This window comes from Marinomonas gallaica (assembly GCF_049821165.1).
GTDB lineage: Bacteria > Pseudomonadota > Gammaproteobacteria > Pseudomonadales > Marinomonadaceae > Marinomonas > Marinomonas gallaica.
Genome location: NZ_CP187511.1, coordinates 2,316,402 through 2,339,663, shown reverse-complemented (window position 1 = coordinate 2,339,663; position 23,262 = coordinate 2,316,402). Strand labels below are relative to the sequence as shown.

Sequence of the window (23,262 nt, the reverse complement as noted above, 5' to 3'; positions counted from 1 at the left end):
ATTAACTCCACTTCCAATTTTATAAGAAAACCCTAAAGCACAAAAGGTAACAACTAATGAAAAAAACTTTTAAGAAAAGTAAATTGAACACCTGTATTTGCGTGGCTTTACTTGGCACGCCATTACTTGGCCATGCTTACACTTTAGTTGATAACGAAGACAGTACTGTCACGTTTGGTGGTGAAGCCATTATTGGCGCGTTCCACAGCCAAGAGCGATACGATGGTACAGATGGATCGCCGTCATGGCAGGAAGGCTTTATCAAATATGGCCTATCAATGGATAAGAAAATGGGGAACGGCGAGCTATTCGGCGCAGTCAATGCTGTCTCAAGCGGAACATGGGGCGATGGTGATGCTGGCGGCGCGACTACAGGTGATGAAAGAGAAACAGAAATTGAAGATCTTTTCATTGGCTACCGTGCTGACCGCTTTCAATTCTCCGTCGGTCGTCAACAGTTCGTGGTCGGCGATGGTTTTATCATTAATGGTGATGCCCTGAACTTGGGCAGTGGTTTGGATGCTTTCGCTACTGATATTACCCCTAACCGTGGTGGTGCTCTTTGGTTAGCACCTCGTAAAGCGTTCGGTAATACCGCTATTCTAAGCCTTGGTGGCGAGCAAGGTTGGCGCTCAGATATTTACTGGTTGGAATCAGACAATGCTGGACAAGCTAGCACTGAAATGGCGGGTATTAACTTCGAAAATAACAGTGCAAACGGCACTTTCGGTTTCCTTTACAACCAAGGCTTGAGTGTCGACGAGAAGGAAGCCAACTTCTTCGGCCTTAATAAGCGTGATGGTCAAAAAACCATGAGCGTTCGTTACCAAGGTAACGCTGGTGTTGAGCAGCTATTCCTATCTTCTGAGTTTGTAAAACAGACTCAAGGCGATAACTCTGAAGACGCAAATGCTTGGTACGCTGAAGCAGGTTGGACGTTTAGCGATATGGCTTGGTCTCCAAGTGTGAATTATCGCTTTACACGCTACGACGAAGGTTATGATCCTTTATTCTACGGATTCAGTCGTGGCTACGGTACTTGGTTCCAAGGTGAAGTCGCTGCAAACTATGCCGGTACCTCTGGTGGTACGATTGATTCAGATATTCAATCTCTGAATTTAATTGCTCACCCAACTGACATGCTAACGGTTGGCGCGGTGTATTTTGATATCTCGAATACAAGCAACGGTACGGATCGAAACGACGCAAAAGAGCTGGATATTTGGGCAGAATGGGTCGTCAACGAGCACCTAATCGTGTCACCTTTAATCGGCTACTACACGCCTGATTCCAGTAACAGCAATCAAGGCAATACCGATACCAATATGTACTCTCAAGTCATCGCCATTATGCCTTTCTAAGACTTGTAAGGCTCCTATTTAAACATCCTTTGTTAGAACCACGGCGGCCTTACCCCCTTTAGGCCGCCGTTTTTTTGTCTCATTTAGGGCCACCCGCTTCTTTGATTAATTCCCTTTTTTACCCCCCGGTCCCCTTGCAAAAAGAGCCGCTTAAAACGAATCCCGTTTGTTAGTGAAATATCAACCCTCTCTCATAGCCTGGTTACCATCTAAGTGAAGCCGCTTAGAACACGGCACGGTGACTGTTCGCATTCGTAACTCACACTCCCCTTGTCTCGAGTACACGCTCCTTGTTTGGCAAGAATCGCTTTCAATATAGATGAACGTAGCATGAATCATTACTTTAAAAGTGTCATCCCACCTCCATAGAAGCCCTCAACCCATACAAAAAAAGCCCCACCTATTGACTAGATGGGGCTTTAAAAGAGATCGCCGCTAACTAAGTGGGGTCATCTGAATCGCTTCTTGGGCTTCTAAACAGTGAGCCATTACGACATTATTTCACCTTAAGAAGCGATAAAATTTGTGTTAACTCCTCTACCGCTTTTGAGCTATTGACGTTGCTTTCTTCAAGGTCACTAACAATATCTTTAAGCTTCGCAGAAGAATCGTTAATACTGATCAACTCTCGGTTTATTTCCTCTGCAACGTTAGACTGCTGCTCAGACGCCGAAGCCACTTGGATGGTATTGTCAGAGATTTTGGCAACCCTTTCATTGACCACCCCTAATTTTTCAGCGCTTTCGATGGATGAGGTCACGGTCTCTTTTGCATTCTCTTGGCTTTGCAAAATGAGATCCACAGCCGATTGAACATCGTGTTGCAGGCCTCTAATAAGCTCGTCAACTTCTTCCGTTGATTCTTGAGTGCGGGCCGCTAAATTACGTACTTCATCGGCTACCACAGCAAAGCCTCTACCTTGCTCACCGGCTCGAGCAGCCTCTATGGCAGCGTTTAGGGCCAATAAATTCGTTTGTTCAGCAATCGCTCGAATAGTGTCTAAAATGCCGTTAATCGAAGCACTCCGTTGCGACACTTGAGCGACCTGATTACTCGCATCATTCAATTGACCAGCCAGCCCTTCCACCATAGCTCTATTAGACTGAACAAGCTCAAACGACTCGGTCAAATACTGACTGATTTCGGTTGCTGCTTGGCCGTTATCACGAGCCAACGACGCCACATCAGTAGCTGAACTGGACATTTCTGTCACGGCTGTGACCACTGAGTGAATTTGCTCAGTTTGAGTCAACGTCGACTGATGTGCGATTGCCGTTGCTTTTAACGATTCGCTGTTGGTATGCGCCACCACATCTTTTTGCTGAATCAGTCGCGTTATCATGTCTTGCAACTTACCAGTGAATTGATTGAAGCCCTGTGCAAGAAGCATTAACTCTAAGTGCTTTTGAGTGTCCAAACGCTGAGTTAAGTCACCCTCTTCTGTCGCTAATTTTTCCATTCGTAATGCAATGCTCCGCAAAGGGGATGTCACCGTGTTCACCACTAAGAAGACTAACACCAGACCTATGACTAAAAGACCAATGGCTAGCGCGACAAATAGAGCAATTGAACTTTGAGTTTTATCAGACAGCTGATCTGTCATCTTTCTGACTGGCGCCAATAAAACAGAAGTGGGCACAGAAACATGTACGGTCCAAATGTTTGGGGCATTATTGATGGTCAAGGTATCGCTATAAACCCATTGTTGCGCGTCTTTGGTTAACCCTTTATTTTCGTGCGTAAACATCAGTGCCGTGTTTTTGATATTTTTCCCGATGGCATCCGGATCTTCTGTGGATCCAACCACTACGCCCCTTTCACTGACGATGGTGATTTCACCCGATCCGTCGAATAGGCCACTACTGATTTCAGCGAGTTTCTTTTGAATCTCAGACAAATTCATGTCCGCACCCACCATACCAGCAAACTTACCATCGGCTAATATGGGCGCAGCGTACGTAGTCATTAGCTCCGTATTTCCTGGGCTCAACTCATAGAGGTAGGGGTCTAATAAACAGGTATTCTTGGTGTCCATCGAACACAGATACCATTCAGAAGTACGAACACCGTTTTCATCTTTGTCTTGGAGGTATTTCGTTTCTGGTTGACCAGCACTGTAAACGAGCTCCCCCCCATCTGCCTTTAACCAATAAGTATCTAAAGTGCCCACTGACGAGGTATGGTCCCCCGTACCCAGGTATTCTTTATCTTTACCATCGTAACCATTGGCTTCGAATTGAGAGTACAGCGCATCCATGTTATGAGAGCTTAAGAGCAAAGACAACGTCATGTTTTTGACTTGTTGGCGAGCAATGGGGGTACCGCCATTATTGATCGCGGTGTCCGTAAGTACCTTAGCAAAGCCCGACACTACGGCCGCAGTATGACCTAGGTAACTTGAGACTTCTGATTGCACTTCGCTCGCGGCGGCTTCAAGGGATAAACCAGCCTGATCTTCTTGGTAAAGTTTTAACTCATTGGTGGAAAAATCACTCAAGGACTGGATGGCATTGGCTGACAGGAAAATCAGTATCCCTATTAAACAAGCAAAGAAAATACCAGTGATAACAACCAGTTTTAACCTGATACTTAATTTTGACATCAGTCTACCTCGAGTGATTTATTGTGATAACAGAACCTATGCTTAAAATTAGAGAACGTTTCAAACAATAGAAATTTCTGAATAAGACAGTCATAAAAATTTTTATACCCTATCAACATTACCATTGACTAAAAAACATACTGTATCAATTTTGTAATGATTTAAGAGGTTTGACGCAACACCATAAGCCTCATTTCGGTCATGTCTTCAATGGCAAAGCGAACGCCTTCACGGCCCAGCCCACTGTCTTTGACACCACCATAAGGCATGTGATCCACGCGCCAAGATGGCACATCACCAATCACAACCCCACCCACTTCAAGTTCATCCCAAGCCCGATACGCTTTGTAAATATCTTTTGTAAAAACACCGGCTTGTAGGCCAAAGGCAGAGTTATTGACGTCTTCTAAGGCTTCGTCGAAAGCCGTAAAAGACGATAAAATAGCCACAGGACCAAATGCCTCTTGGCATGATAGCGAATCCGTGGCCGTGACATTCTCCAAAAGCGTGGCATCAAGCAGAGCCCCCTGTCGGTCTCCTCCCGCTAATACGCTGGCTCCGTTAGCAACCGCTTCTTTTATCCACCGGTGCAATCGTGCAGCTTCTTTTTCGCTAATCATGGGCCCAATAAAGGTGTTTTCATTAAGCGGGTCACCTGACACCAACGCTTTTACAGCTTTACTGAGGCGCTGTTTGACCTCTTCATACAAGGACTCATGTACAAGAATGCGTTGAACACTGATGCAACTTTGACCGGACTGATAGTACGCTCCGAACACGATACGCTGAACGGCATCTTCTACATCGGTCCCTTCATCAACAATGCAAGCCGCGTTGCCCCCTAGCTCAAGGACAACCGGTTTTTTCCCAGCTTTGGCTTTAAGTGCCCAGCCCACATCAGGCGAGCCCGTAAAACTGAGTAGCTTTAAGCGCTCGTCGGTCGTAAACAAATCTGCGCCCTCTCGATGACACGGTAGAATCGAAAATCCTCCTTTCGGCAACTCTGTCTCCGCTAAAATCTCACCGACAATCAAAGCGCTCACAGGCGTTAAACTCGCGGGCTTTAAAATAAATGGGCAACCAGCGGCGATGGCGGGCGCTATTTTATGGGCGGCCAAATTCAGCGGAAAATTAAACGGGGAAATAAATGAACATGGGCCAATGGGCACTCGCTTCCACATGCCCTGATACCCATCGGCTCGTGGCGAAATGTCCATTGGAATGACTTCACCGTAGATTCGAGTTGCTTCTTCTGCAGCAATTTGAAACGTATCAATCAAACGCGTCACTTCCCCTCGGGCGTCTTTAATTGGTTTACCCGCTTCAATGCACAAAGCATTCGCTAACTCTTCAAAACGTTCTTCAAAACGCGTCACACAGTATTGCAAAATTGCTTGGCGCTTATAAGAAGGCAAGGCTCGCATGTCCTTGGTCGCGCGCTCTGCCGCTGCGATGGCCATATCAATGTGCGCAGTATTGGCCATCGCGACCTGAGTCGCCACCTCATTAGAGAATTTATTCAGAACCGACAAATCGGTATTGTCATAAACGGGTTCATTAGCCAAATAGAAGGGATAACAGGACTTAAGCATGACATTAATCTCTTTCTTAGAATGAATAATTGGGTGTAGCGAAGATACTCAAAACCAGGCGGTGACGGATCAAACGGTGAGAAAAATGGCGTAGCGAATTCTGCACCAATTGGATTCAGACTCTTAACTTTAAATAGAGGTTCTTGCAATACAGTACGGATGGGTGATGATGGGCACGATCAGAAATACCGCTTTATGCCTCCCTGCACTTAAAGCACTGACGATTGCACTAAGATTAATCGCCTTCCAAATGATCAGCCCATACGTTCATCTCTCTGTTATGACGCTATCGATAGATCAGCTCCGTCGTTTGACCCAGTAAATGTAGGCGGTAGGTGGTATCCACAACCATATCCATTGGTGTCGTCAGCGAACCACTCAAAAACACTTGGTCAGCTTTTACGCTTCCGAACGTATCCAATACTCCTCGAACCAGGCGCAGCATTGACCCTAATGGACCGTCTAACACATTCGATAGCGAGCCCGTTTCACAACGATCATCGGACACGAGCTGACATGAAAAATCCGATGAATCAAATGCTTTAGGGTCAAAGCTGACGCAATTACCTAATTGGTAAAATCCTGCCGCGGCCCCATCGGCAACAAAATGATTGATATCGAATTTCCAGTTTTGAAAACGGCAGTCAGCCACTTCAATAGCAGGTACCATCCATTTAATGGCAGCGATGATTTGCTCATCGGAGACATGGCTGTCGGTCAAGTCCGCCCCCAAAATAAAGGCAATCTCTGACTCAATTTTAGGGGCTATGACGCGGTCTTTAGACAATACCCCAGTAAGCGCATTCGAATGAAACAAAGGCGCATAGATTGGCTCTTGCAGTGAAAAACGCGTTAGCGCGGGTTTGCTCGAAAGCGCCACTTTCCAGCCCGTCAAACCATTTTGATCTTGTTCATTCAATGTGATCACAGCTTTTTGTACTTGGTAACTGAAATCGATACTTTCGTTTGACACATCGTCCGTCAATGGTACGGCGACCGCCTCACGTCGTGCTTTTATAAGCCTTTTAGCAACAGCGTGTTCTTTCAATGCACTCTCCTCATACACTCATCTGAACCTAATCAGTGCTCTGTCAATTTGGCACGCAATTCATCCAAAACTTCATTTAACCGCTTTGGAGACGTTAGCCCTGCTACAAATCGATCTGGACGAATGATGACAATTTTGTCGCGTGCATGACCGAACCAATCGGCTAACTTGTTATCGCTGTCCTCAACGCTGACGCAGTCGGATGCCGCCAGTCGTTGACCATGACTTAGGCCACTGCGAGACGGGTTGGCTTGTACATATTGTGTTTGCATCTCGTTCCAAAACGCGAGGTTTTCCTCAGACATGTGTTCCGTAGGATTGATGCGATAGCCGACGATGGAAAACCAATTTCCTAACACCGTATCCAGTTTCTCTTTTTTGCCTGCAGCGGTTTCAACGTCAGGTTGAATGAACAATTTTCCCACTAATGAATCTTCATAGACGTCGTCACTTTCGTGGTAAACAATCCCTTTGACGATGTGAGCTTTTGGCTTGAATTTGAACTCCACTAAATGCTCACGCAGACTGTCAACAGAATCGGTTGCTTTAAACATCCAATCACGAATGCCAGCCATAATAGGGTTGGTCATTCCAAGAATTGCCCCCATGTTGTCGGCCAAGCCGACCAAATCCGTCGCATGTCCACGACGTTCTTCATCATAGCTTTGTAAAATTTTGGGGGAGGCAAGCCCTTTAACTACCGCGGCCATTTTCCAGCCGATGTTCACCACATCGCGAATGCCTGAGTTCAGCCCCTGACCTGCCCACGGTGGCGTAATATGCGCGGCGTCACCACACAGTAAGACTCGCCCTTTTACAAAGGTATCTGCGACACGGGAGTTATGCGTATAAGCCCGAATGCGCACGATGTCTAAGTTATCTACTTTGTCGCCGATGTGACGTCGAATGAGACCGCGAATGACGTCTTCTTGGCAGAGGTCTTCTTCTTTCTCATGGGGGAATAACATGAATTCCCAACGACGGTGTTGATAAGGTAAATAAATGCAGACGAACGGTCTGACGGGGTCACCGTGTAACGCGGTGAAAGGTGCATCCAGAGTATCATTCGCGGCGTCTACGACCACCCATTTTGCGGGGTGCGTGAGTCCTGAGAAGCCAATATTGGCCTGCTTACGGATTTCTGAACGACCGCCATCTGCTCCAACTGCATAACCGGCTTCAAGACGATATTCTTCACCCGAGGGACCGGTCACCATCAGTACAACCTGATCGCAATCTTCCTTAATGCTGGTCATTGAATGGCCTAGACGTAAGTCCACAGACTTGAAACGACTTAAGCCTTCACGCAAGGTCACTTCCAGAAGCTGCTGCATAAACATATTGCGCATCGGCCATCCGTATTCGGCGGCCTTCGGCTTCACTTCGGCAAAACAAACGCCCCGAGCGTTGTAGTACCGCAGAGGAACGTTCGCAATCATATCTTTCGCTGCGACGTCAGCTAAGTCAACCCCTTGCAAAACACGCAAGGCTTCGTCATCCATTCCCACCGCTCTGGGGTAAGGAAGAATGTCTTTAGATGCTTCAAGTAAGACGGTATTAATGTTGTACATGCCCAAATAATTGGCTAATGTCACGCCGTTTGGGCCGCCACCAATTATGACAACGTCGGTTTTTATTGTTTTCATTTTGGAATGACCTCTAATCTGTAACAACCTTTGTCACGAACTGAACCACTGATTCGTTAAATTTTTCGGGCTGATCATCATGAACGTAGTGACTGGCCCCTTCTATCTGAACGGTCTGAACAACGTGCTTGTTGAAGGCCATAATCTCACTCACGGTTTGAGGGGATAAAAAATCAGAATTGCCGCCCTTCACCAATAGAGTAGGACAATTGATAGCTTTGAAAGCGGGCCATAAATCAATCGGTTCAATGCTCAGTCGTGCTTCTGCAATACCTTTTTGATCATGTTTCCACCTTACCTTACCGTCCTTTTCCAAGAACGAATGCTTCATACGTGCTTGCAGAGCGTGTTCGGTTAAGTTTGGACGGGATTGCGTCCAGAAAGCTTTTGCTTCTTCCCATGAATCAAACGTTGAAGGTGTATTCCGCATTTCACGACGGATGCGTTCAGCGCCCGCACCTTTTTTTGAAGAGCCCGGACCAATGTCTTCAATGACTAATGCCGCCACTCGATCGGGGTATCGACGCATAAATTCGATGGCATTTTGACCACCTAACGAGTGCCCAATCAGGACAAAGCGATCGAGCTTTAGATGATCAACGAACTGAGTTAGATCTTTTACGTAGGTGTCCGCGTTATAACTCTGTGCGGGACCCCAATCACTGTCTCCGCGACCTCGTTGATCCAACGCGTAGCACGTATAGTTCCTACCTAATGCATTCACTAAGTCCTGCCAAGTCTGTGCAAAACCACGAAGACCATGAAGCAAGACGATGGGGACGTTGCCATTTCCCCACTTAAGGTAATGTAAGTTGAGGCCATCACAGGTGAAAAATGAATGGCTGCTAGACATTGTCATGATTTTTGCCCCTATCAAAAAGTCCGATTCAAAATGGCCCTACACTAGGCCATTTTCTCCTTTCACATCTTTCGCCTCTAACCCACCTAGACGCGCATGTAAACGGCCGCGCGTTGCAAAGGACCAAATGACTAAAATTTCATCATTACGAGGAGCATCGTTAAACGACACCGCAATCGCATCGTAATGTGAGCGAACATAGAGCGCGTCTTTGTGCGCCAAAGGCACATCAATGATGGCGCCGGGAGCCCCGACTTTGCCTGTTGATGGCACCCAAGACTTACCGCCCCCAAGCGCGTGGCGAACCGGATCGGCTGCGGGATTGGTTAAAAATGCATTGCCATGCTCATATTCACCAAATACGCCCACCAGCACCGCCTTGCCGTAGCTGACAATGTCATTCTCGCCTGCAATTTCTTTGATCCGTCGACCGAACTCTTTTCCTAATTCTGGAGAATGCTCAATCAGAGAGGACAAGTCCTCAGAGTAGGTATTGGCAAGTGGGTTATGGACAGCGGCGGCAATGACGTACTTTTTCACGGGTTGACCATCGGCCAGCTTGCCCGTTTCATTCGCAAGCGTTTCTTCGTAGTGATAAAACCATTTACGAATATGGTACGGGCCAAAATTAGCGTCTTTCATGGTGTATCCTTAAAAAATTATTCAAAAATTGGGTCCAGTTGGAATGGACGGCTAGGTGCGTCAGTGGCTTTAAATCGTTGCTTACCGACTTCATCGTCGTGTTCTGTTTCTAGGAAAAACTCAAGGCGATTGCCATCCAGATCCTCGAAGTACAACCCCAGTCCAACCTCATGATCGGTGATTTTAACGATGGGTACGTTTTTGCTCAGTAGCATGCCGTACAGCTGACGCAGTGTGGTCAAGTCACCTTCGATTTCCATGCCATAATGTTGCAATCCAATTCCGCCTTGCACGGCGCCTTCGGGCGCCCGAATCAAAGCAATATCATGGTGCTTCTGACCAAAGCTCATCATGATCCATTCATCACCATTACGGGCATTGATATCCATTGACAGGACATCCTGATACCACGCTGCTGAAACAGCAGGGTCTTTTACAAACAGAGAGAGATGGGTTCGATTGATTTTTGGCTTCATGGTGTTACCTACCTTCATTGAGCGAACAGGCTATTTTTCGATGACAGAGACGTGTGCAGCCTCAATGACCGCTTCAGCTGGTGTCCATAAAACATCGGCTATTTCACTGAACTCGCGCCACTCTTTCTTCCAAGAAAGACCCCCATTTTCACTGGTGAATAAATGGCCATACTTGGTACCGGCTACGACTTGATTGGCGTTAGACGGGTTAACATGTATCCCCCAAACGCAAGAGTTGGGTTGCACAGGGAAAGGCAAGAGTTGCCATGATGCGGCGGCATCATGTGAAACATAGATTTGGCTGGTCGTACCGGGCGTACCGTCTGACACACTTAAATAAAGGGTGCTTTGAGTGTTCATTGGCACAGCGGTAGAACGGGCGTAATACAATCCAAAGGCTTCTTTAGCGATCACACCTTCCCATGTCGCTCCATCATCAAAACTTCGGTAAACGGCATTTACACACACGACCACTATGACTTTCTCACCCTTGTTGGGCATGACTTGAATGGTGTGGATATCTGAATTGAAGTCCCACAGTAGACGATCATCGATCCGCTCCCATGAATCACCACCGTCTTCACTCTTAAATAAACCACCTTCTTCCAATCCAAACCAAAGCTTATTGCGATCAGTGGGATCGAAGGCAAAAGCTAATAGACGAGGCTTACTGACACCCGCACAAAACTCAGGAATGTTAACCGGAGCTCGATCCCAAGTTTTACCCGCATCTTTGGTGCGCCAAAGTACCGCTCGTGAAGGGGCACCCGTACCGACGAAAATTCGGTTTGAATCATTTGGATCCACGGCCACTTTCCAAACCGTTTGCCCCACAAAAGGTGACTCAACTTGAACCCACTTTGCACCGGCATCATGACTGACACATAAGCCGTTGTCGGTGCCAATGTACACCACTTTTGGGTCACGAGGATCGACATCCAAAGAACGAGTGATGGCGTCAAACTCAATGTCTTGCCCGAGTCCAAGACGATGCCAAGTGTGGCCCTTATCAGAGCTTTTAATAACCGCTTGTCCCACGGTTGAAACTAAGATTGTTCCGCTCATGGTTCTGCCTCCTAAATGAATATTCCGCGAGTTAAACCACCATCAATTCCGATGGATTCACCCGTTACAGCACCGGCTTTTGGTGACACCAAGAAAGCAATCAAATAAGCAATTTCAACCGGGGCTAAGGTTCGACGAATCGGCGTCACATCGATGTAACCCTGCTCCACTTCTTCAGGCGTCTTGTTTTGTAACTTCCCTTCACGCTCGTACAGCTCTTGTATGTGAGGCGTATCCACCACACCTGGGTGAATGATGTTACAAGTAATGCCATAAGGGCCCAATTGATCAGAAAGGTTTTTGGTCATATGAACAATCGCAAGATTGCGCATACCGGACATGACTTTACTGCTACGGCCCGTTAAACCACCGATGTTGACAATACGGCCGAAACCTTGTTTTTTCATGTACGGTGTCACGGCCTTTGCACAGCGGAAGTAGCCGATCACTTTGGTGTCTAAATCACCAAGTAATTCGTAATCGTTAGCAAACTCGATGGAGTTACGAACGACACCAGACGGCGCTGCGGCACCATTGACCAAGATATCAATGCGACCAAATTCTTTAGCCGTAGTTGCCACCATGGCCTCAACGGAATCCATGTCCGTGGTATCGCATGTGACAGGAAGAATCCGTCGACCTGTCGCCGCGGAGATCTCTTCTGCCGTCTGCTCTAGCACGGAAAGCGTGCGAGAACAGATGACAACATCACAGCCTTCTTGCGCTAGGAACAAGGCAACATCTTTGCCAATGCCCATACCACCACCTGTTACGATAGCAACTTTACCTTTTAGCTCTAAATTCATACTCTAGCCCTCTACTGACTACTCACCTAAATTGACAAAAACACTTTTGGTTTCTGTATATGCATCAATGACGTTTTTACCCATTTCTCTGCCCCAACCGGATTGTTTGTACCCACCGAATGGTGAAGCAGGATCCACCACATTCCAGCAATTAATCCATATTGATCCCGCTTTCAAACGACTGGCGATGGAGTGAGCTTGAGTAAGATCATTGGTCCAAAGACCGGCGGCTAAGCCAAAAGGCGTATCGTTGGCCCGATGCACCAATTCATCCACATCCGACCAGCTCATAACGGTCACAACAGGACCAAAAATTTCTTCGCGAGCGATACGTGCTTGTTCTTGTCGATCTAAGAAAACAGTCGGAGACATAAAGTACCCATCCCCCAACTGACTGGGTTTCTGACCACCACACACCAATTCAGCGCCTTCAGATACCGCACTATCAACATACCCTTTCACGATATTGAATTGCGCAGAAGAGACCAACGGCCCCATGGTGGAGCGCGGATCAAGACCTGGGCCGACGACGTGATCAGCCGCATGTTTTCGCAGTTCTTCTAAAGTTTGATCTAAGACACTGTCATGGACATAGAGACGGGAAGCAGCGGTACAGACTTGCCCTTGATTATAGAAAATACCATCGGCCGCGCCCTTCGCCGCTTTGATGATATTTGCATCAGGTAAAATGATATTCGGTGATTTCCCCCCAAGCTCGAGGGATACTTTTTTCATGTTTCCAGCCGCGCTTTGCGCGATCATACGCCCCACATTTGTCGACCCTGTAAAAGCGATTTTATCCACATCAGAATGGGCCGCTAAGGGCGCGCCTGCGCCAGCTCCAAATCCGGTCAGAACATTCACAACACCCGCAGGGAAGCCTGCGCGCTTGATCAATTCTGCTAAACGTAATGCGGACAGCGGGGTTTGCTCAGCCGGTTTCAAAATAGAGGCACAGCCTGTTGCTAAAGCCGGGCCCAATTTCCAAGCACACATTGAAAGCGGAAAGTTCCACGGCACGATCAAGGCACAGACCCCCACAGGCTCCTTAACCGTATAATTCAACATGCGTTCGCCTGAACGCGGTGATACGGGTATGGTGCTGCCTTCGATTTTTGAAGGCCAGCCAGCAAAATAACGAATAATACTGGCGGTGATCACTACTTCACCATTTTTAGCATTACTATAGGGTTTGCCGTTTTCAAGAGAAATCAGTTGGCCCAAATTTTCGGCATCTTCTTCAATGAGATCGGCTAAGCGAAGCATTAACCGGGTTCGCTCGGCGGCGGAGACTCGACCCCACTCCCCCTCTAATGCGCTTCGAGCTGCCTGAACAGCACGATCCACATCCTCTGATTGAGCGTCTGCAACACAGGCAATCGTCTGAGTCGTCGCGGGATTCTCAACTGTGAAACTTTTGCCTGCTTGCGCATCCACCCATTCACCACCAATAAATAGGCGCTTAGGGTTCTCTAAAAAACGTTTTACGTCGTGAAACAATTCCATAGTCATGCTCATAACCTCACAAAGACATTTCAATGAGACGGGGGGCTTTGGCATCACAAGCCGCTTTAAAGGCATGTGCTAACTCAGCATTTGTTTCCACACGCACGGCTTCAACACCATAGCCTTTGGCTAACGCAAGCCAATCGACACGCGGTTTATCCAGCACCGTCAACGCAACGGAGTTAGCACCGAACTCCGTAACCCCATAGCGGCGTAACTCGTTCTGTAGAATGTTATATTTATGATTAGCGGCAATGAGAATCACGACTGGCAGGTTTTCGCGCGCGATGCTCCAAAGGGTCTGTATGGTGTATTGAGCACTGCCATCCGACTGCAAACACACCACCGCATTGCCAGGTTCGGCCAATGCTGCTCCGAAACCTGCAGGCAAACCTTGACCGATCGCTCCCCCTGTATTAGTGATCACTCGATGACGATTGGACAGTGCAGACTCTGTGAAGAATGGGTAGCCACATGTGCCACCCTCGACAGAAACAATGCAGTCCTCTGGTAGGCTACTTGCCACTACTTTACCAATAGACATGGGAGATAACGCGTCTTCACCTTTCGGCAATTCAATGGTGCCAGTTAGGTCTTTATGAGCGGGAGCATTCAGCAACTCAGCCAGTGCCACCATCGCGCCAGAAACGTCTTCACCAACTTCAGCGAGTGTCACCAAACGATCAACTTCCGCCAATCTTGATGGTAGCCCTTCGTAACCAAAATAAGAGATGGGCTCAACCACACCCGCACACACGACCTCGTCGAACTGCTCTAGTACTTCAATCGCTTTCTCAGGGAAATAGGGCAAGCGATCTAAGTCCGGCAAACCGCCACCACGGTGTGAAATACGCGGAAACGTTTCGGCAAACATTTTAATGCCCGGTAATTGGCCCACCCGGCCTGCCGCCTTCAAGCCTTGCTCACTAAGACCATTGTCTCCAACAATGAAGACCAGACGCTTACCTGATTTGATGCGTTCAGCAACGGCTTCTACGGCATCCACTTTGAAATGACGTTTAGGGGGTTTAATCGCCATTTTAGGGCTGCCACAAGTCAACTCTTTTGCTTGCAAATCCATGGGAAGCACTAGCGTAGAAATGGATCCAGACGGCTGCCAAGCAGAGCGCATGGCCGCATCAAAATCTTCAACCATACGATCAGCGGATTTTGTAACACGAAAAAAAGAAGACACAGGGCGAGCCAATGACTCGATGTCACTCGCCAGCGGTGGATCATAATTCACATGCCAAGACGCATGATCACCCACCAAATTTACGATAGGGCTATTTGCTCTACGTGCGTTGTGTAAATTTGCAATTCCATTTGCAAAACCAGGACCTAAGTGGGTCAACGTCAACGCCGGGCGGCCAGAAACTCGACCATAACCATCGGCGGCACCAGTACATACCCCTTCAAACATACTGAGAATAGGCCGAAACTTAGGCTCGCTGTCCATAGCAGCTACAAACGGCATTTCAGTCGTACCTGGATTTGCGAAACAGTACTCAACACCCGAGTCGACTGCGGCTTTTATAATTGCTTCTGCACCATTCATAGAAGAACCTCTTTATTTGACTTATTCTCACATTATGCGACAAGTTATATTTTGTCAACCTAAGACCTTTGAAAAACCCTCTTTTATCACGCAATTTAAGATTAATTTTTAAAATTTCATAATAAATCGACATTATTAAAATTTAATCTCACATTTTGATAAATTAGTGATTAATTCACCTGCCACGTGTTCATAGGGAGTATTGGGGTTGGGTAACGTCTAAAGACGTAGAGTTTGTGGTTGACTAAAGCGATTCTATGAACACGAGATATCGTAAAGGAATGCGATATCTTTCTTTAAGAAGCTGACTTAGCGCTCTTAGAAAGGGGATTGTGAAGTGACTTTCTCATCCCTTGGAGGACTCAGCGAGATGAGTGGGCGTAACAAAGAACACTGACAGGAAGTTGCTATCTAATGGTTTATCATAATTTGAGAAACCATTAGATAGAAAGAATCTTAACATTCATGCTCAGAGGAAAGCTAGCCATCTTCTTGAAAGAAAACTGCTCTTTGAGCAACCGTAGAGCTATTTTTGGATATGTTTAACTTGAAGGGAAGTAAACTCTAAAAGCCCTTCATCACCAAACTCAACACCGAAACCAGACATTTTACAACCGCCCATCGGAATGTTTGGCTGAATCTGCGCATGCGCATTCACAAATGTCGTGCCGCACTCCAAACGTTCAGCGATTACACCTGCTTCCGCGGTATCTGGCCCCCAAACCGATGCATCCAGGCCAACCTCAACACCATTTGCCATCTCAATGGCAGCATCTACATTCGTAAACTTAATAATGGGCAAAGCTGGACCAAACTGCTCTTCTTGTACCAAGGCGGCCTCATTGGAGATATCCGCCACAATCGTTGGCGGATAGAAATACCCGACGCCTTGCAAGGGTTTACCGCCGGTTAATACAGTTGCGCCACCTTGCTTAGCCGCATTCACTAAGTCTGATACAAACGTTAGTTGGTCTTGATTTTGTACTGGACCAAAATTCACACCTTCATCTAAGCCATTGCCAACCACTTGATCATTCGCTATAGCGACCATGGCGGCACACATGTCCTCATAGATACTTTCATGAACATAGAGCCGCTTAATGGCACCACAAGTCTGGCCCATGTTGAGAAACGCCGCCCCAAAAATAGCAGGGGCTACTTTTGCCACGTCAGTTCCTTTCAATACGATTGCCGCATCGTTTCCACCCAGTTCAAGGGTTAGACGCTTCAAATTATCCGCAGCATTGCGCATAACAGATTGGCCAGTAGGGGTGGAGCCAGTAAATACCACCTTATTAATCTTTGAATGGGACGTCATACCACTACCAATGCCCTTTTGTCCGGTAATGACGTTGACGACCCCTTTTGGCAAATGCTTGTTCATAATTTCAATTAAGGTGATCGTACTAAGCGGCGTTAAACTCGATGGCTTATTTATAACGGTGTTACCTGCACGAAGCGCTGGAATAATGTGCCAAATAGCAATCATAAATGGCCAGTTCCAAGGCGTGATGGAAGCCACTACGCCTAACGGCTTACGATGAATTTCAATACGCTTTGTTTCAGTATCTTCTGCGATTTCTACAGGAATATCTTGTGAAGCGGCATAACGTAACCAAGCCAGGCCACCATGCACCTCACCCATCGCCAACTCAAAGGGCTTACCTTGCTCTTCAACAATCAGCTTTGCGATGTCAGAGGCTCTACTCTCAATCTCTTCAGCAATTGCATTGAGGGCCTCCTTACGCATTTGATGACTGGTCGTAGACCAACTCTTAAACGCCACCTCTGCTGCCTCAACAGCCAGCTCAAGCTGTGATGTATCCGCGTTGGCACACGTTGCAACGATTTCAAACGTAGCAGGGTTTTTAACCTCAAAGGGTGCGCCATTACCTTCTATCCACTCACCATTTATTAAACATTTGAAATGACGGTTCATTGCTTATCTCCACAGAATGTTACTTGCCACACAGATCGCAATCCGTCATGGCGTGATCAGAAATCAACCTAACACGTGGGGGATCTGCATTAGGCCCTTAAGCTTTAGCCTTTCATGCGCTTGAATTTCATTAACGCTGCGATTGGCTTGCAACTCACTATGTAAGATTTATTGCACAAGAAACAAACAAAGTAAACCTGAAATAAAAACTATTTCTCAATATAGGATAAATAAACCACTTTAATATGGAATTTATTAAAAATATTCATTTCTCATTCCCGCTTTATGAGAATTTATAACGAAAGCCATCCTTACTGAGATCGAGCTTGAGCCTGTTTTCTTAAAAAAATCTCAGAATGTGCAACTTATTCCTAAAAACGACTAAGCTCTAGGGTGTACAATTAGATTTTTTACGAATCAAAACTCTAAGGCTTACATTTGCCCCCATGGACCCATTAAGAAGTCGATATGTCTAGTCTCAATAAAATGCTTAATGTCCTAAATATTTTTGGACCAGGTTCACTAGTCATCAATGTAGACGACATCGCTAAACAGTTGTCTCTTTCGCGAGCAACCGCCTATCGCTATGTTCGCGAGTTATGTGACGCAGGCTTATTAACTCGTATTGACACCAGTTACACACTGGGCGCTCGTATCATCGAGTTAGATTGGATGATGCGTCAGCATGACCCTCTCATTTCTCATGGGCGTGAAGTCATGGCTGAGTTATCCAAAAGTACAGGGCTGACTGTCTATATGAGTGTGTTCTATGATGGCCACATCATTAATACTCATATCGAGTCTGATATTCAGAAATACGGTTTTGCATTCGGCCGAGGCCGACCCTTGCCTATCTTCAAAGGTGCGCAGTCAAAAGTCTTAGTCGCCAATCAAAAACCTAGCCGATTGAAGAAAATTTTTGATGAGCAAATTGAACCTGACGAGGATCACCTCATCACCTGGAAGGAGTTTAATTCTGAAGCGAAGCGGATTCGTAAAGATGGCTATTGCATTACTCATGACGAATTGAACTTTGGCTTAACAGGCATTGCAGCCCCTATTTTCAATCTTGAGAATGATGAGATTCTTGGAAGTATCGCGTTTGTCGGTGCCACCAGCTCATTCGAACTGTTCCGACTTGATGCGGTTGTCGAGCGCCTTAAGATGGCGACGGCTAAAATCGAGAAAGGCGCACAGTCGGACAACACTTAAATGGATCTTTTTAAGACGTTGTAACCTTTCGGCCAGCTCCCTTTGCTGGCCTTTTTAGAACTCTAACCGTCGAATACCCCTGCAAACTTATCCATGTTCAGGGCCTCAATAAGATAATGCTCCCCTGATGCTTCAACGGGCTTGAACCTTCATTTAAAAACGGAGCCACCGCTCCGTTTTTAAATGAAGGAAGGTACGCCCTATGTGCGAATCTGTCTTACCTTAGTAATAATAAATACGACAACGGTAATAACGGTTAGAGACAGCAGGATCAGGCTAATAGGACGGGTAAGGAACATGGTCATATCACCATTTGAAATGCCCATCGACTGTTTAAGTCGGGTTAAAAACACCGGCCCCAACACCATGCCTAATATAATTGGGATACCAGGAATACCGTTCCGCTTCAAGACATAACCAATGACTGCAAAAAAGAGTGCGATTAGGGCGTCGGAAGCCTGATAATTCTGGCTATAACTCCCTAAGAAACCCAGAATTAAAATCACGGCACCGATAAATTTTCCACTTATTTTAGTGAGATTGACCATCCATCGTGTTGCAAAGGTTAGATAGAAGAAAGCAACAATATTCATTAAGAATAGAGAGATATAAAGACCAGAAATAAACTCAGGGCGCTGTGCAAATAACGTCGGGCCAGGGGTGTAATTATGGATCGTAAATACCGCCAGTAGCATTGCCATTAATGCATCCGCAGGAATACCAAACGCCAGCAAAGGTACCATGACGGAAGCGGTTACGGCGTTATTTGACGTTTCAGAGGCAATTAATCCAGCCGGATTGCCTTTGCCAAAACTGTCAGGATCTTTTGAGAACTTTTGCGCAAGAGTATAAGAGAAGAATTGCGATCCAAACTCACCCACACCAGGCAGTAGCCCCATAAAGACACCTAATACAGCGGAACGTATCACAACAACTTTATGGCGTAGTACATCTATAAAACCGCCAAAGTACCCTGTTCCTTCGAGTTTTGTTTCAAAACTGTCTGGACCTTTGTTAGACAACAAGATGAAAGCCTGTGACATTGCAAACAACCCTATCACGGCAGGTACCAAAGGAACCCCACCTAAGAGCCAAGTCTCGCCAAAAGTATAGACCGGTGTATTAAATGATCGATCTAAGCCAATGGATCCCAGAAAGATACCAAAGCCAAGCATCATTGCGGCTGAAAAGACATGCTTACCATGAGCTAATACAACAAATACCATGCCCAACATGGCTAACATGGCAAACTCCGGCGAGCCAAAATTGGTGGCAACTTTGGCTAAAATGGGGGCTAAAAAGACCAAAGAAGCTACACTGATGATGCCGCCCACAAACGAAGATGTATAAGCAATGGATAAGGCTCGTTTACCCTCTCCGCGCTGCGCCATAGGATAACCATCATAGGTGGTTAATACGGCTACTGGGGTTCCGGGGGTGTTCATTAAAATGGCCGGTATGGCACCGCCATACCACGCGCCACCATAAACACCAACCAACAACATGACGCCAGCTAAAGGCTCTAAGGTAAAACTAAGCGGCAATAATATGGCAATGACACCCGCCGGCTCTAAACCTGGAATAGAACCGATTGTAATGCCTATAATTGCGCCTAAAACAATCGCCAAAATAACATTTAAATGGGCGACCTCATTTAAACCTAAAAGAATCGAGTCGAACATAATAGTGGCCTATAAATACATATTACAGAAATCAGCTGCCGCATCAGGCAACAAGCTGTATAGCCAAACATCATCCATCCAGAGACCCACCACGACACGAAAGATCACCACAATTCCAATCGCCACAGCACTCGCAATGAGTGCCCAATAGCGATTAAGTTTTTTCGTAATGAATAACATAAACATCAGCAAAACTAAGTTAGATGGCAAAAAGCCAATCAGACTTAACAGATGTATATATACGTAGAAAGCACCTATAGCCCAAAAAGTAATCCGATGAATCGATACCACTTGAGCGATGTAATGCAAAAAACTAGATAGAGAAACATGCTTGATAAAAGCGATGCCCTGAATGGTTTTAATGAAGGACATTAATGTCATTATTGATAAGCCAATGGCAGGCCCAAGTACTGGTTGTAGATACCAACCCTTGTCTGTGAAGATTCTGACTTCATCTGTAATGAAATACAAAAGAACAGAACAGCAGCAAAAGAAAGTGAAATAGAAAGGCTGAGTCTTTGACTGCTCTCTCATTTCATCAGTCATTTCATCACATTTCGCACTTAGAAAAAATTTACTGCCCATAACTGCACCTACTCTCATAATGATCTCCCGCGCACCCTAGAAGATCTCTAGGGCACGTCTTTCTTATTATTTTTCTCTTATTTATTGCTGAAGATATTTAAGTAGCTGGTGGCTTAAGAACGTTTCTTCTTCAATGCGTTTTTTAGCATCTTCTGCACCAATCCAATACACGACGGCCCCCGTCTCTTGAGCAATGTCTTTGACTCGTTGAGATTGTAATGCCGCTTTAGCAATGCTTGCGATCCGTTGTTTGATTTCTTCAGGCGTTCCTTTTGGAACAAATAACCCATTCCAAGAGGTTAAAGGAATACCGGCGATTTCATCCAACGTTGGCACCTCCGGCGCTAAGCTGATTCGACTGGACGTGAAACTCGTTAGGATTTTAGCGTCACCAGATTTAAGACAAGATAAGATAAGTTGCGTAGTGGTGTTGATAACATCTGCATCTCCGTTTGCTAAGACTGAACAGTCGGTCGCATCAAAAGGCGCATTTGACGAAAAATTAATGCCTAAGCGTTCCGCTGCTTGGAAAGTCATCGCCGTCGGGCCAGCTTGGTAACCAAAGTGGCCTAGGGAAACATTGTTTGACTGAGAGTACGTCGCTAGCTCAGCCATATTGTCGTACGGAGCATCACCTTTTGTTGCTAAAACAAAGGGATAATCTAAGAAAATACCGACAGGTTCAAACGTATCAGCATCCCAAGGGACGCTTTTTGACAGTATTTTGATTGTTAGTAAGTCATTCACAAAAGAACCAATCGTCAAACCATCAGGTTTTGCGATTGATACCTCAGTTGCGCCCACGACAGCACTACCGCCCGGTTTGTTAACCACCGTTGCCGGCTTACCCGTTTCTTTTGTCATCTCTTCAGCGATGATTCGAGTTAACACGTCCTCAAGATCCCCCGGAGGCCAAGGCACGATAAACTTAACGGGGCGCTGGGGATATTCCGCCATAGCAAGCGGTGATAGTAATGTTGCGCCCAGTAAAAGCCCACTCGTTAACAACTTTGTAACTTTTTTCATATCATTCTCCTAACTAAGAAATAAGTAAAAATCTGACAAATAACGGTCTAAAAAAAGGTCTACTGAGTCGTTCATCTCGTTTTTTAGAAAAGCACCTGATTTAAAAATAGAGAATAAAGGAGGCAAAAACAACAAAAAAAACCAATAAAATTTAATTTATTATCACATTTAGAGACTAGATATTCATAACTCCTTGATTTTATACTCTGATATCGGCCGCAAAAAACAACCTCAGCCCCCCATACAGTTTTGCATTTTTATTCCTCAAATAGTCAGGACGATTACCTAAACTTCATATTAGTAGAAAAATAGTGTTTCTCCTTATTTATGTCAGCTCGACCTTTTTCATAAAAAAATCCCCTCTTCATGACACCTCAATACGAACATCATAGGATGTCATCGCCTGCCAAGCTAAAACGGAGAAATTTGATTAAAGTTAGAAAAATACGCTTTTAAAAAATATATTTTTATCGTATTGTGAGATTTAAGATCACTTTCAAGTGGGTTATGGTTCGCCTCAATTGTGACGAGGCGATAGCCAGTCAGTAAAGAGAAGCTTTTATTTTCAACAGCCACCAGAGCCAGACATGATTAGAGCGAATGTCACTAACTTGCCTCAATGCATTGACACCAAAGTACAGATATACCGTCATCTGTATAAGGATGATATTCGCATGTCAGGCTTCTCTAATCGTGACCATCTTGAAACATTGATTACCTTTCAGGACAGGCCATCTTCTCTAACGGGAGGGGAACTGAGAACAAAACGCCTTTTGATGGAGTCGCCAGCGGCCCTTCACGTGCTCAACATCTTTCCTCTCAATAAGCGAAAGAACGTTAGAGCAGAAGCATTCACCACGGTGTCATCAAACGAGAGCTTAGAGGATGTTAAGACCTTAAATGAGGTGAGTAGAGTTATTGAGAAGATAGAGCATTACACATTTAAGTATGAAGAGCGGCTAAAACCTGCTCAATACGAAGAGCCACTCATCCGTACGCACTTTGAGAGCCGACTATTCAAAGGCAAACTCCTTAACGGCAGACACGCATTTGAGAGTCTTGATGAATTCACTAATCTGCTCTTAGGTGGCATGGCTTTGGAAATGATTGCTTGGACAACCGTTGCTGATCGAAACGTAATCGATCAAGGCCTTGGCGAAAGTACTGCTCTAGAACACCTTAACGCAGACAAATTTTTCAAGACTTACCTCATCATTAACCCATTTTCTAATCCATTCGAGCAACTTTAAGATCACCCTGCTTCCACCTAAAAACTTTCGCTCAGCCAGTATAACCCTCGGTTTGCTGGTTTTTTTTTGTTCAAATGGCGCATAAATAGCGAAGCGAAGAATCAGTACGTTTTCAGGAATACCTTAAGACTCATCGCGGAATACGCCGCGATATTTGTCTTAGTTTTGCGCGGCAAACGGCTGGAATAATCTTTCCTAAGTATAGAAAGCGTTTGCAAGAAAATTGGGGCATGACTACTTTTTAGGGGTTCATCATCTGTTAAAATAGAAAAATCGATGGTCAATAACTGAGTGACGGCCATCAAACGGTAAGCGGCTCAGCTCCTTTTTTAACGCACTGAACAACCTTAGAGAGTGAACTAGAAAGCGTTTGGGCAAGATTGTTTCGTACCTGAATGGCCACAGTA

General features: G+C 45.8%; 18 protein-coding genes. 3 read left to right on the top strand and 15 right to left on the bottom strand.

All coding sequences use genetic code 11. The features are described from left to right. The first annotated feature begins 56 nt into the window (after positions 1-56). The gene (locus ACPUEK_RS10990) at positions 57-1,361 is read left to right on the top strand and encodes a hypothetical protein (RefSeq protein ID WP_425640772.1); all 1,305 of its coding nucleotides are present in this window, start codon (positions 57-59) and stop codon (positions 1,359-1,361) included. Between the two features lie 496 nt (positions 1,362-1,857). On the opposite strand, the gene ACPUEK_RS10985 is transcribed toward ACPUEK_RS10990, so the two are convergent. From ACPUEK_RS10985 to ACPUEK_RS10930, 12 genes are all read right to left on the bottom strand, one after another. Further along, positions 1,858-3,963, bottom strand: a complete 2,106-nt coding sequence (locus tag ACPUEK_RS10985) for a methyl-accepting chemotaxis protein (protein ID WP_425640771.1) — start codon at positions 3,961-3,963, stop codon at positions 1,858-1,860. A 161-nt stretch (positions 3,964-4,124) separates the two neighbouring features. Then, positions 4,125-5,555 carry an aldehyde dehydrogenase family protein gene (locus ACPUEK_RS10980; protein ID WP_425640770.1) on the bottom strand — a complete coding sequence of 477 codons (1,431 nt, stop codon included), beginning with the start codon at positions 5,553-5,555 and terminating at the stop codon, positions 4,125-4,127. A 286-nt stretch (positions 5,556-5,841) separates the two neighbouring features. After that, positions 5,842-6,603, bottom strand: a complete 762-nt coding sequence (locus tag ACPUEK_RS10975; RefSeq protein ID WP_425640769.1) for a 2-keto-4-pentenoate hydratase — start codon at positions 6,601-6,603, stop codon at positions 5,842-5,844. A 32-nt stretch (positions 6,604-6,635) separates the two neighbouring features. Next, positions 6,636-8,249 (bottom strand): bifunctional 3-(3-hydroxy-phenyl)propionate/3-hydroxycinnamic acid hydroxylase, encoded by a 1,614-nt coding sequence (locus ACPUEK_RS10970; RefSeq protein WP_425640768.1) that lies wholly within the window; start codon positions 8,247-8,249, stop codon positions 6,636-6,638. Positions 8,250-8,262: 13 nt separating this feature from the next. Then, positions 8,263-9,108 carry an alpha/beta fold hydrolase gene (locus ACPUEK_RS10965; protein ID WP_425640767.1) on the bottom strand — a complete coding sequence of 282 codons (846 nt, stop codon included), beginning with the start codon at positions 9,106-9,108 and terminating at the stop codon, positions 8,263-8,265. Positions 9,109-9,147: 39 nt separating this feature from the next. Continuing rightward, a complete protein-coding gene (locus ACPUEK_RS10960) occupies positions 9,148-9,750 on the bottom strand; it encodes an amino acid synthesis family protein (protein WP_425640766.1) in 603 nt (200 codons plus the stop codon). A 17-nt stretch (positions 9,751-9,767) separates the two neighbouring features. Continuing rightward, a complete protein-coding gene (locus ACPUEK_RS10955; protein WP_425640765.1) occupies positions 9,768-10,226 on the bottom strand; it encodes a VOC family protein in 459 nt (152 codons plus the stop codon). Positions 10,227-10,256: 30 nt separating this feature from the next. Next, complete coding sequence (locus ACPUEK_RS10950; protein WP_425640764.1) at positions 10,257-11,291, bottom strand: WD40/YVTN/BNR-like repeat-containing protein; 1,035 nt, start codon at positions 11,289-11,291, stop codon at positions 10,257-10,259. Between the two features lie 11 nt (positions 11,292-11,302). After that, the gene (locus ACPUEK_RS10945; protein ID WP_425640763.1) at positions 11,303-12,097 is read right to left on the bottom strand and encodes an SDR family NAD(P)-dependent oxidoreductase; all 795 of its coding nucleotides are present in this window, start codon (positions 12,095-12,097) and stop codon (positions 11,303-11,305) included. A gap of 18 nt (positions 12,098-12,115) precedes the next feature. Next, a complete protein-coding gene (locus ACPUEK_RS10940) occupies positions 12,116-13,603 on the bottom strand; it encodes an aldehyde dehydrogenase family protein (protein ID WP_425640762.1) in 1,488 nt (495 codons plus the stop codon). A 16-nt stretch (positions 13,604-13,619) separates the two neighbouring features. Further along, entirely contained in the window at positions 13,620-15,161 is a 1,542-nt protein-coding gene (locus tag ACPUEK_RS10935; protein ID WP_425640761.1) for an acetolactate synthase large subunit, read from the bottom strand. Between the two features lie 526 nt (positions 15,162-15,687). After that, positions 15,688-17,100 carry an aldehyde dehydrogenase family protein gene (locus tag ACPUEK_RS10930; protein ID WP_425640760.1) on the bottom strand — a complete coding sequence of 471 codons (1,413 nt, stop codon included), beginning with the start codon at positions 17,098-17,100 and terminating at the stop codon, positions 15,688-15,690. Positions 17,101-17,568: 468 nt separating this feature from the next. On the opposite strand from ACPUEK_RS10930, the gene ACPUEK_RS10925 reads away from it, so the two are divergent. After that, complete coding sequence (locus ACPUEK_RS10925; protein WP_425640759.1) at positions 17,569-18,312, top strand: IclR family transcriptional regulator; 744 nt, start codon at positions 17,569-17,571, stop codon at positions 18,310-18,312. A 200-nt stretch (positions 18,313-18,512) separates the two neighbouring features. On the opposite strand, the gene ACPUEK_RS10920 is transcribed toward ACPUEK_RS10925, so the two are convergent. The 3 genes from ACPUEK_RS10920 to ACPUEK_RS10910 all read right to left on the bottom strand — a co-directional run bounded on the left by ACPUEK_RS10920 (position 18,513) and on the right by ACPUEK_RS10910 (position 21,605). Further along, positions 18,513-19,994, bottom strand: a complete 1,482-nt coding sequence (locus ACPUEK_RS10920; protein ID WP_425640758.1) for a tripartite tricarboxylate transporter permease — start codon at positions 19,992-19,994, stop codon at positions 18,513-18,515. A 9-nt stretch (positions 19,995-20,003) separates the two neighbouring features. Next, entirely contained in the window at positions 20,004-20,597 is a 594-nt protein-coding gene (locus ACPUEK_RS10915) for a hypothetical protein (protein ID WP_425640757.1), read from the bottom strand. A gap of 63 nt (positions 20,598-20,660) precedes the next feature. Further along, positions 20,661-21,605, bottom strand: coding sequence for a tripartite tricarboxylate transporter substrate binding protein (locus tag ACPUEK_RS10910; protein WP_425640756.1), 945 nt, complete (start codon positions 21,603-21,605; stop codon positions 20,661-20,663). Positions 21,606-22,192: 587 nt separating this feature from the next. On the opposite strand from ACPUEK_RS10910, the gene ACPUEK_RS10905 reads away from it, so the two are divergent. Next, positions 22,193-22,855 carry a hypothetical protein gene (locus ACPUEK_RS10905; RefSeq protein WP_425640755.1) on the top strand — a complete coding sequence of 221 codons (663 nt, stop codon included), beginning with the start codon at positions 22,193-22,195 and terminating at the stop codon, positions 22,853-22,855. Positions 22,856-23,262: the final 407 nt, after the last annotated feature.

Bases quoted from the DNA above. Each gene is read 5' to 3' on its own strand.
- ACPUEK_RS10970 (WP_425640768.1), bottom strand. From the start codon at position 8,249: ATGAAAACAATAAAAACCGACGTTGTCATAATTGGTGGCGGCCCAAAC.
- ACPUEK_RS10985 (WP_425640771.1), bottom strand. From the start codon at position 3,963: ATGTCAAAATTAAGTATCAGGTTAAAACTGGTTGTTATCACTGGTATT.
- ACPUEK_RS10950 (WP_425640764.1), bottom strand. From the start codon at position 11,291: ATGAGCGGAACAATCTTAGTTTCAACCGTGGGACAAGCGGTTATTAAA.
- ACPUEK_RS10920 (WP_425640758.1), bottom strand. From the start codon at position 19,994: ATGTTCGACTCGATTCTTTTAGGTTTAAATGAGGTCGCCCATTTAAAT.
- ACPUEK_RS10945 (WP_425640763.1), bottom strand. From the start codon at position 12,097: ATGAATTTAGAGCTAAAAGGTAAAGTTGCTATCGTAACAGGTGGTGGT.
- ACPUEK_RS10930 (WP_425640760.1), bottom strand. From the start codon at position 17,100: ATGAACCGTCATTTCAAATGTTTAATAAATGGTGAGTGGATAGAAGGT.
- ACPUEK_RS10965 (WP_425640767.1), bottom strand. From the start codon at position 9,108: ATGACAATGTCTAGCAGCCATTCATTTTTCACCTGTGATGGCCTCAAC.
- ACPUEK_RS10980 (WP_425640770.1), bottom strand. From the start codon at position 5,555: ATGCTTAAGTCCTGTTATCCCTTCTATTTGGCTAATGAACCCGTTTAT.
- ACPUEK_RS10960 (WP_425640766.1), bottom strand. From the start codon at position 9,750: ATGAAAGACGCTAATTTTGGCCCGTACCATATTCGTAAATGGTTTTAT.
- ACPUEK_RS10955 (WP_425640765.1), bottom strand. From the start codon at position 10,226: ATGAAGCCAAAAATCAATCGAACCCATCTCTCTCTGTTTGTAAAAGAC.
- ACPUEK_RS10935 (WP_425640761.1), bottom strand. From the start codon at position 15,161: ATGAATGGTGCAGAAGCAATTATAAAAGCCGCAGTCGACTCGGGTGTT.
- ACPUEK_RS10910 (WP_425640756.1), bottom strand. From the start codon at position 21,605: ATGAAAAAAGTTACAAAGTTGTTAACGAGTGGGCTTTTACTGGGCGCA.
- ACPUEK_RS10925 (WP_425640759.1), top strand. From the start codon at position 17,569: ATGTCTAGTCTCAATAAAATGCTTAATGTCCTAAATATTTTTGGACCA.
- ACPUEK_RS10905 (WP_425640755.1), top strand. From the start codon at position 22,193: ATGATTAGAGCGAATGTCACTAACTTGCCTCAATGCATTGACACCAAA.
- ACPUEK_RS10915 (WP_425640757.1), bottom strand. From the start codon at position 20,597: ATGAGAGTAGGTGCAGTTATGGGCAGTAAATTTTTTCTAAGTGCGAAA.
- ACPUEK_RS10940 (WP_425640762.1), bottom strand. From the start codon at position 13,603: ATGGAATTGTTTCACGACGTAAAACGTTTTTTAGAGAACCCTAAGCGC.
- ACPUEK_RS10990 (WP_425640772.1), top strand. From the start codon at position 57: ATGAAAAAAACTTTTAAGAAAAGTAAATTGAACACCTGTATTTGCGTG.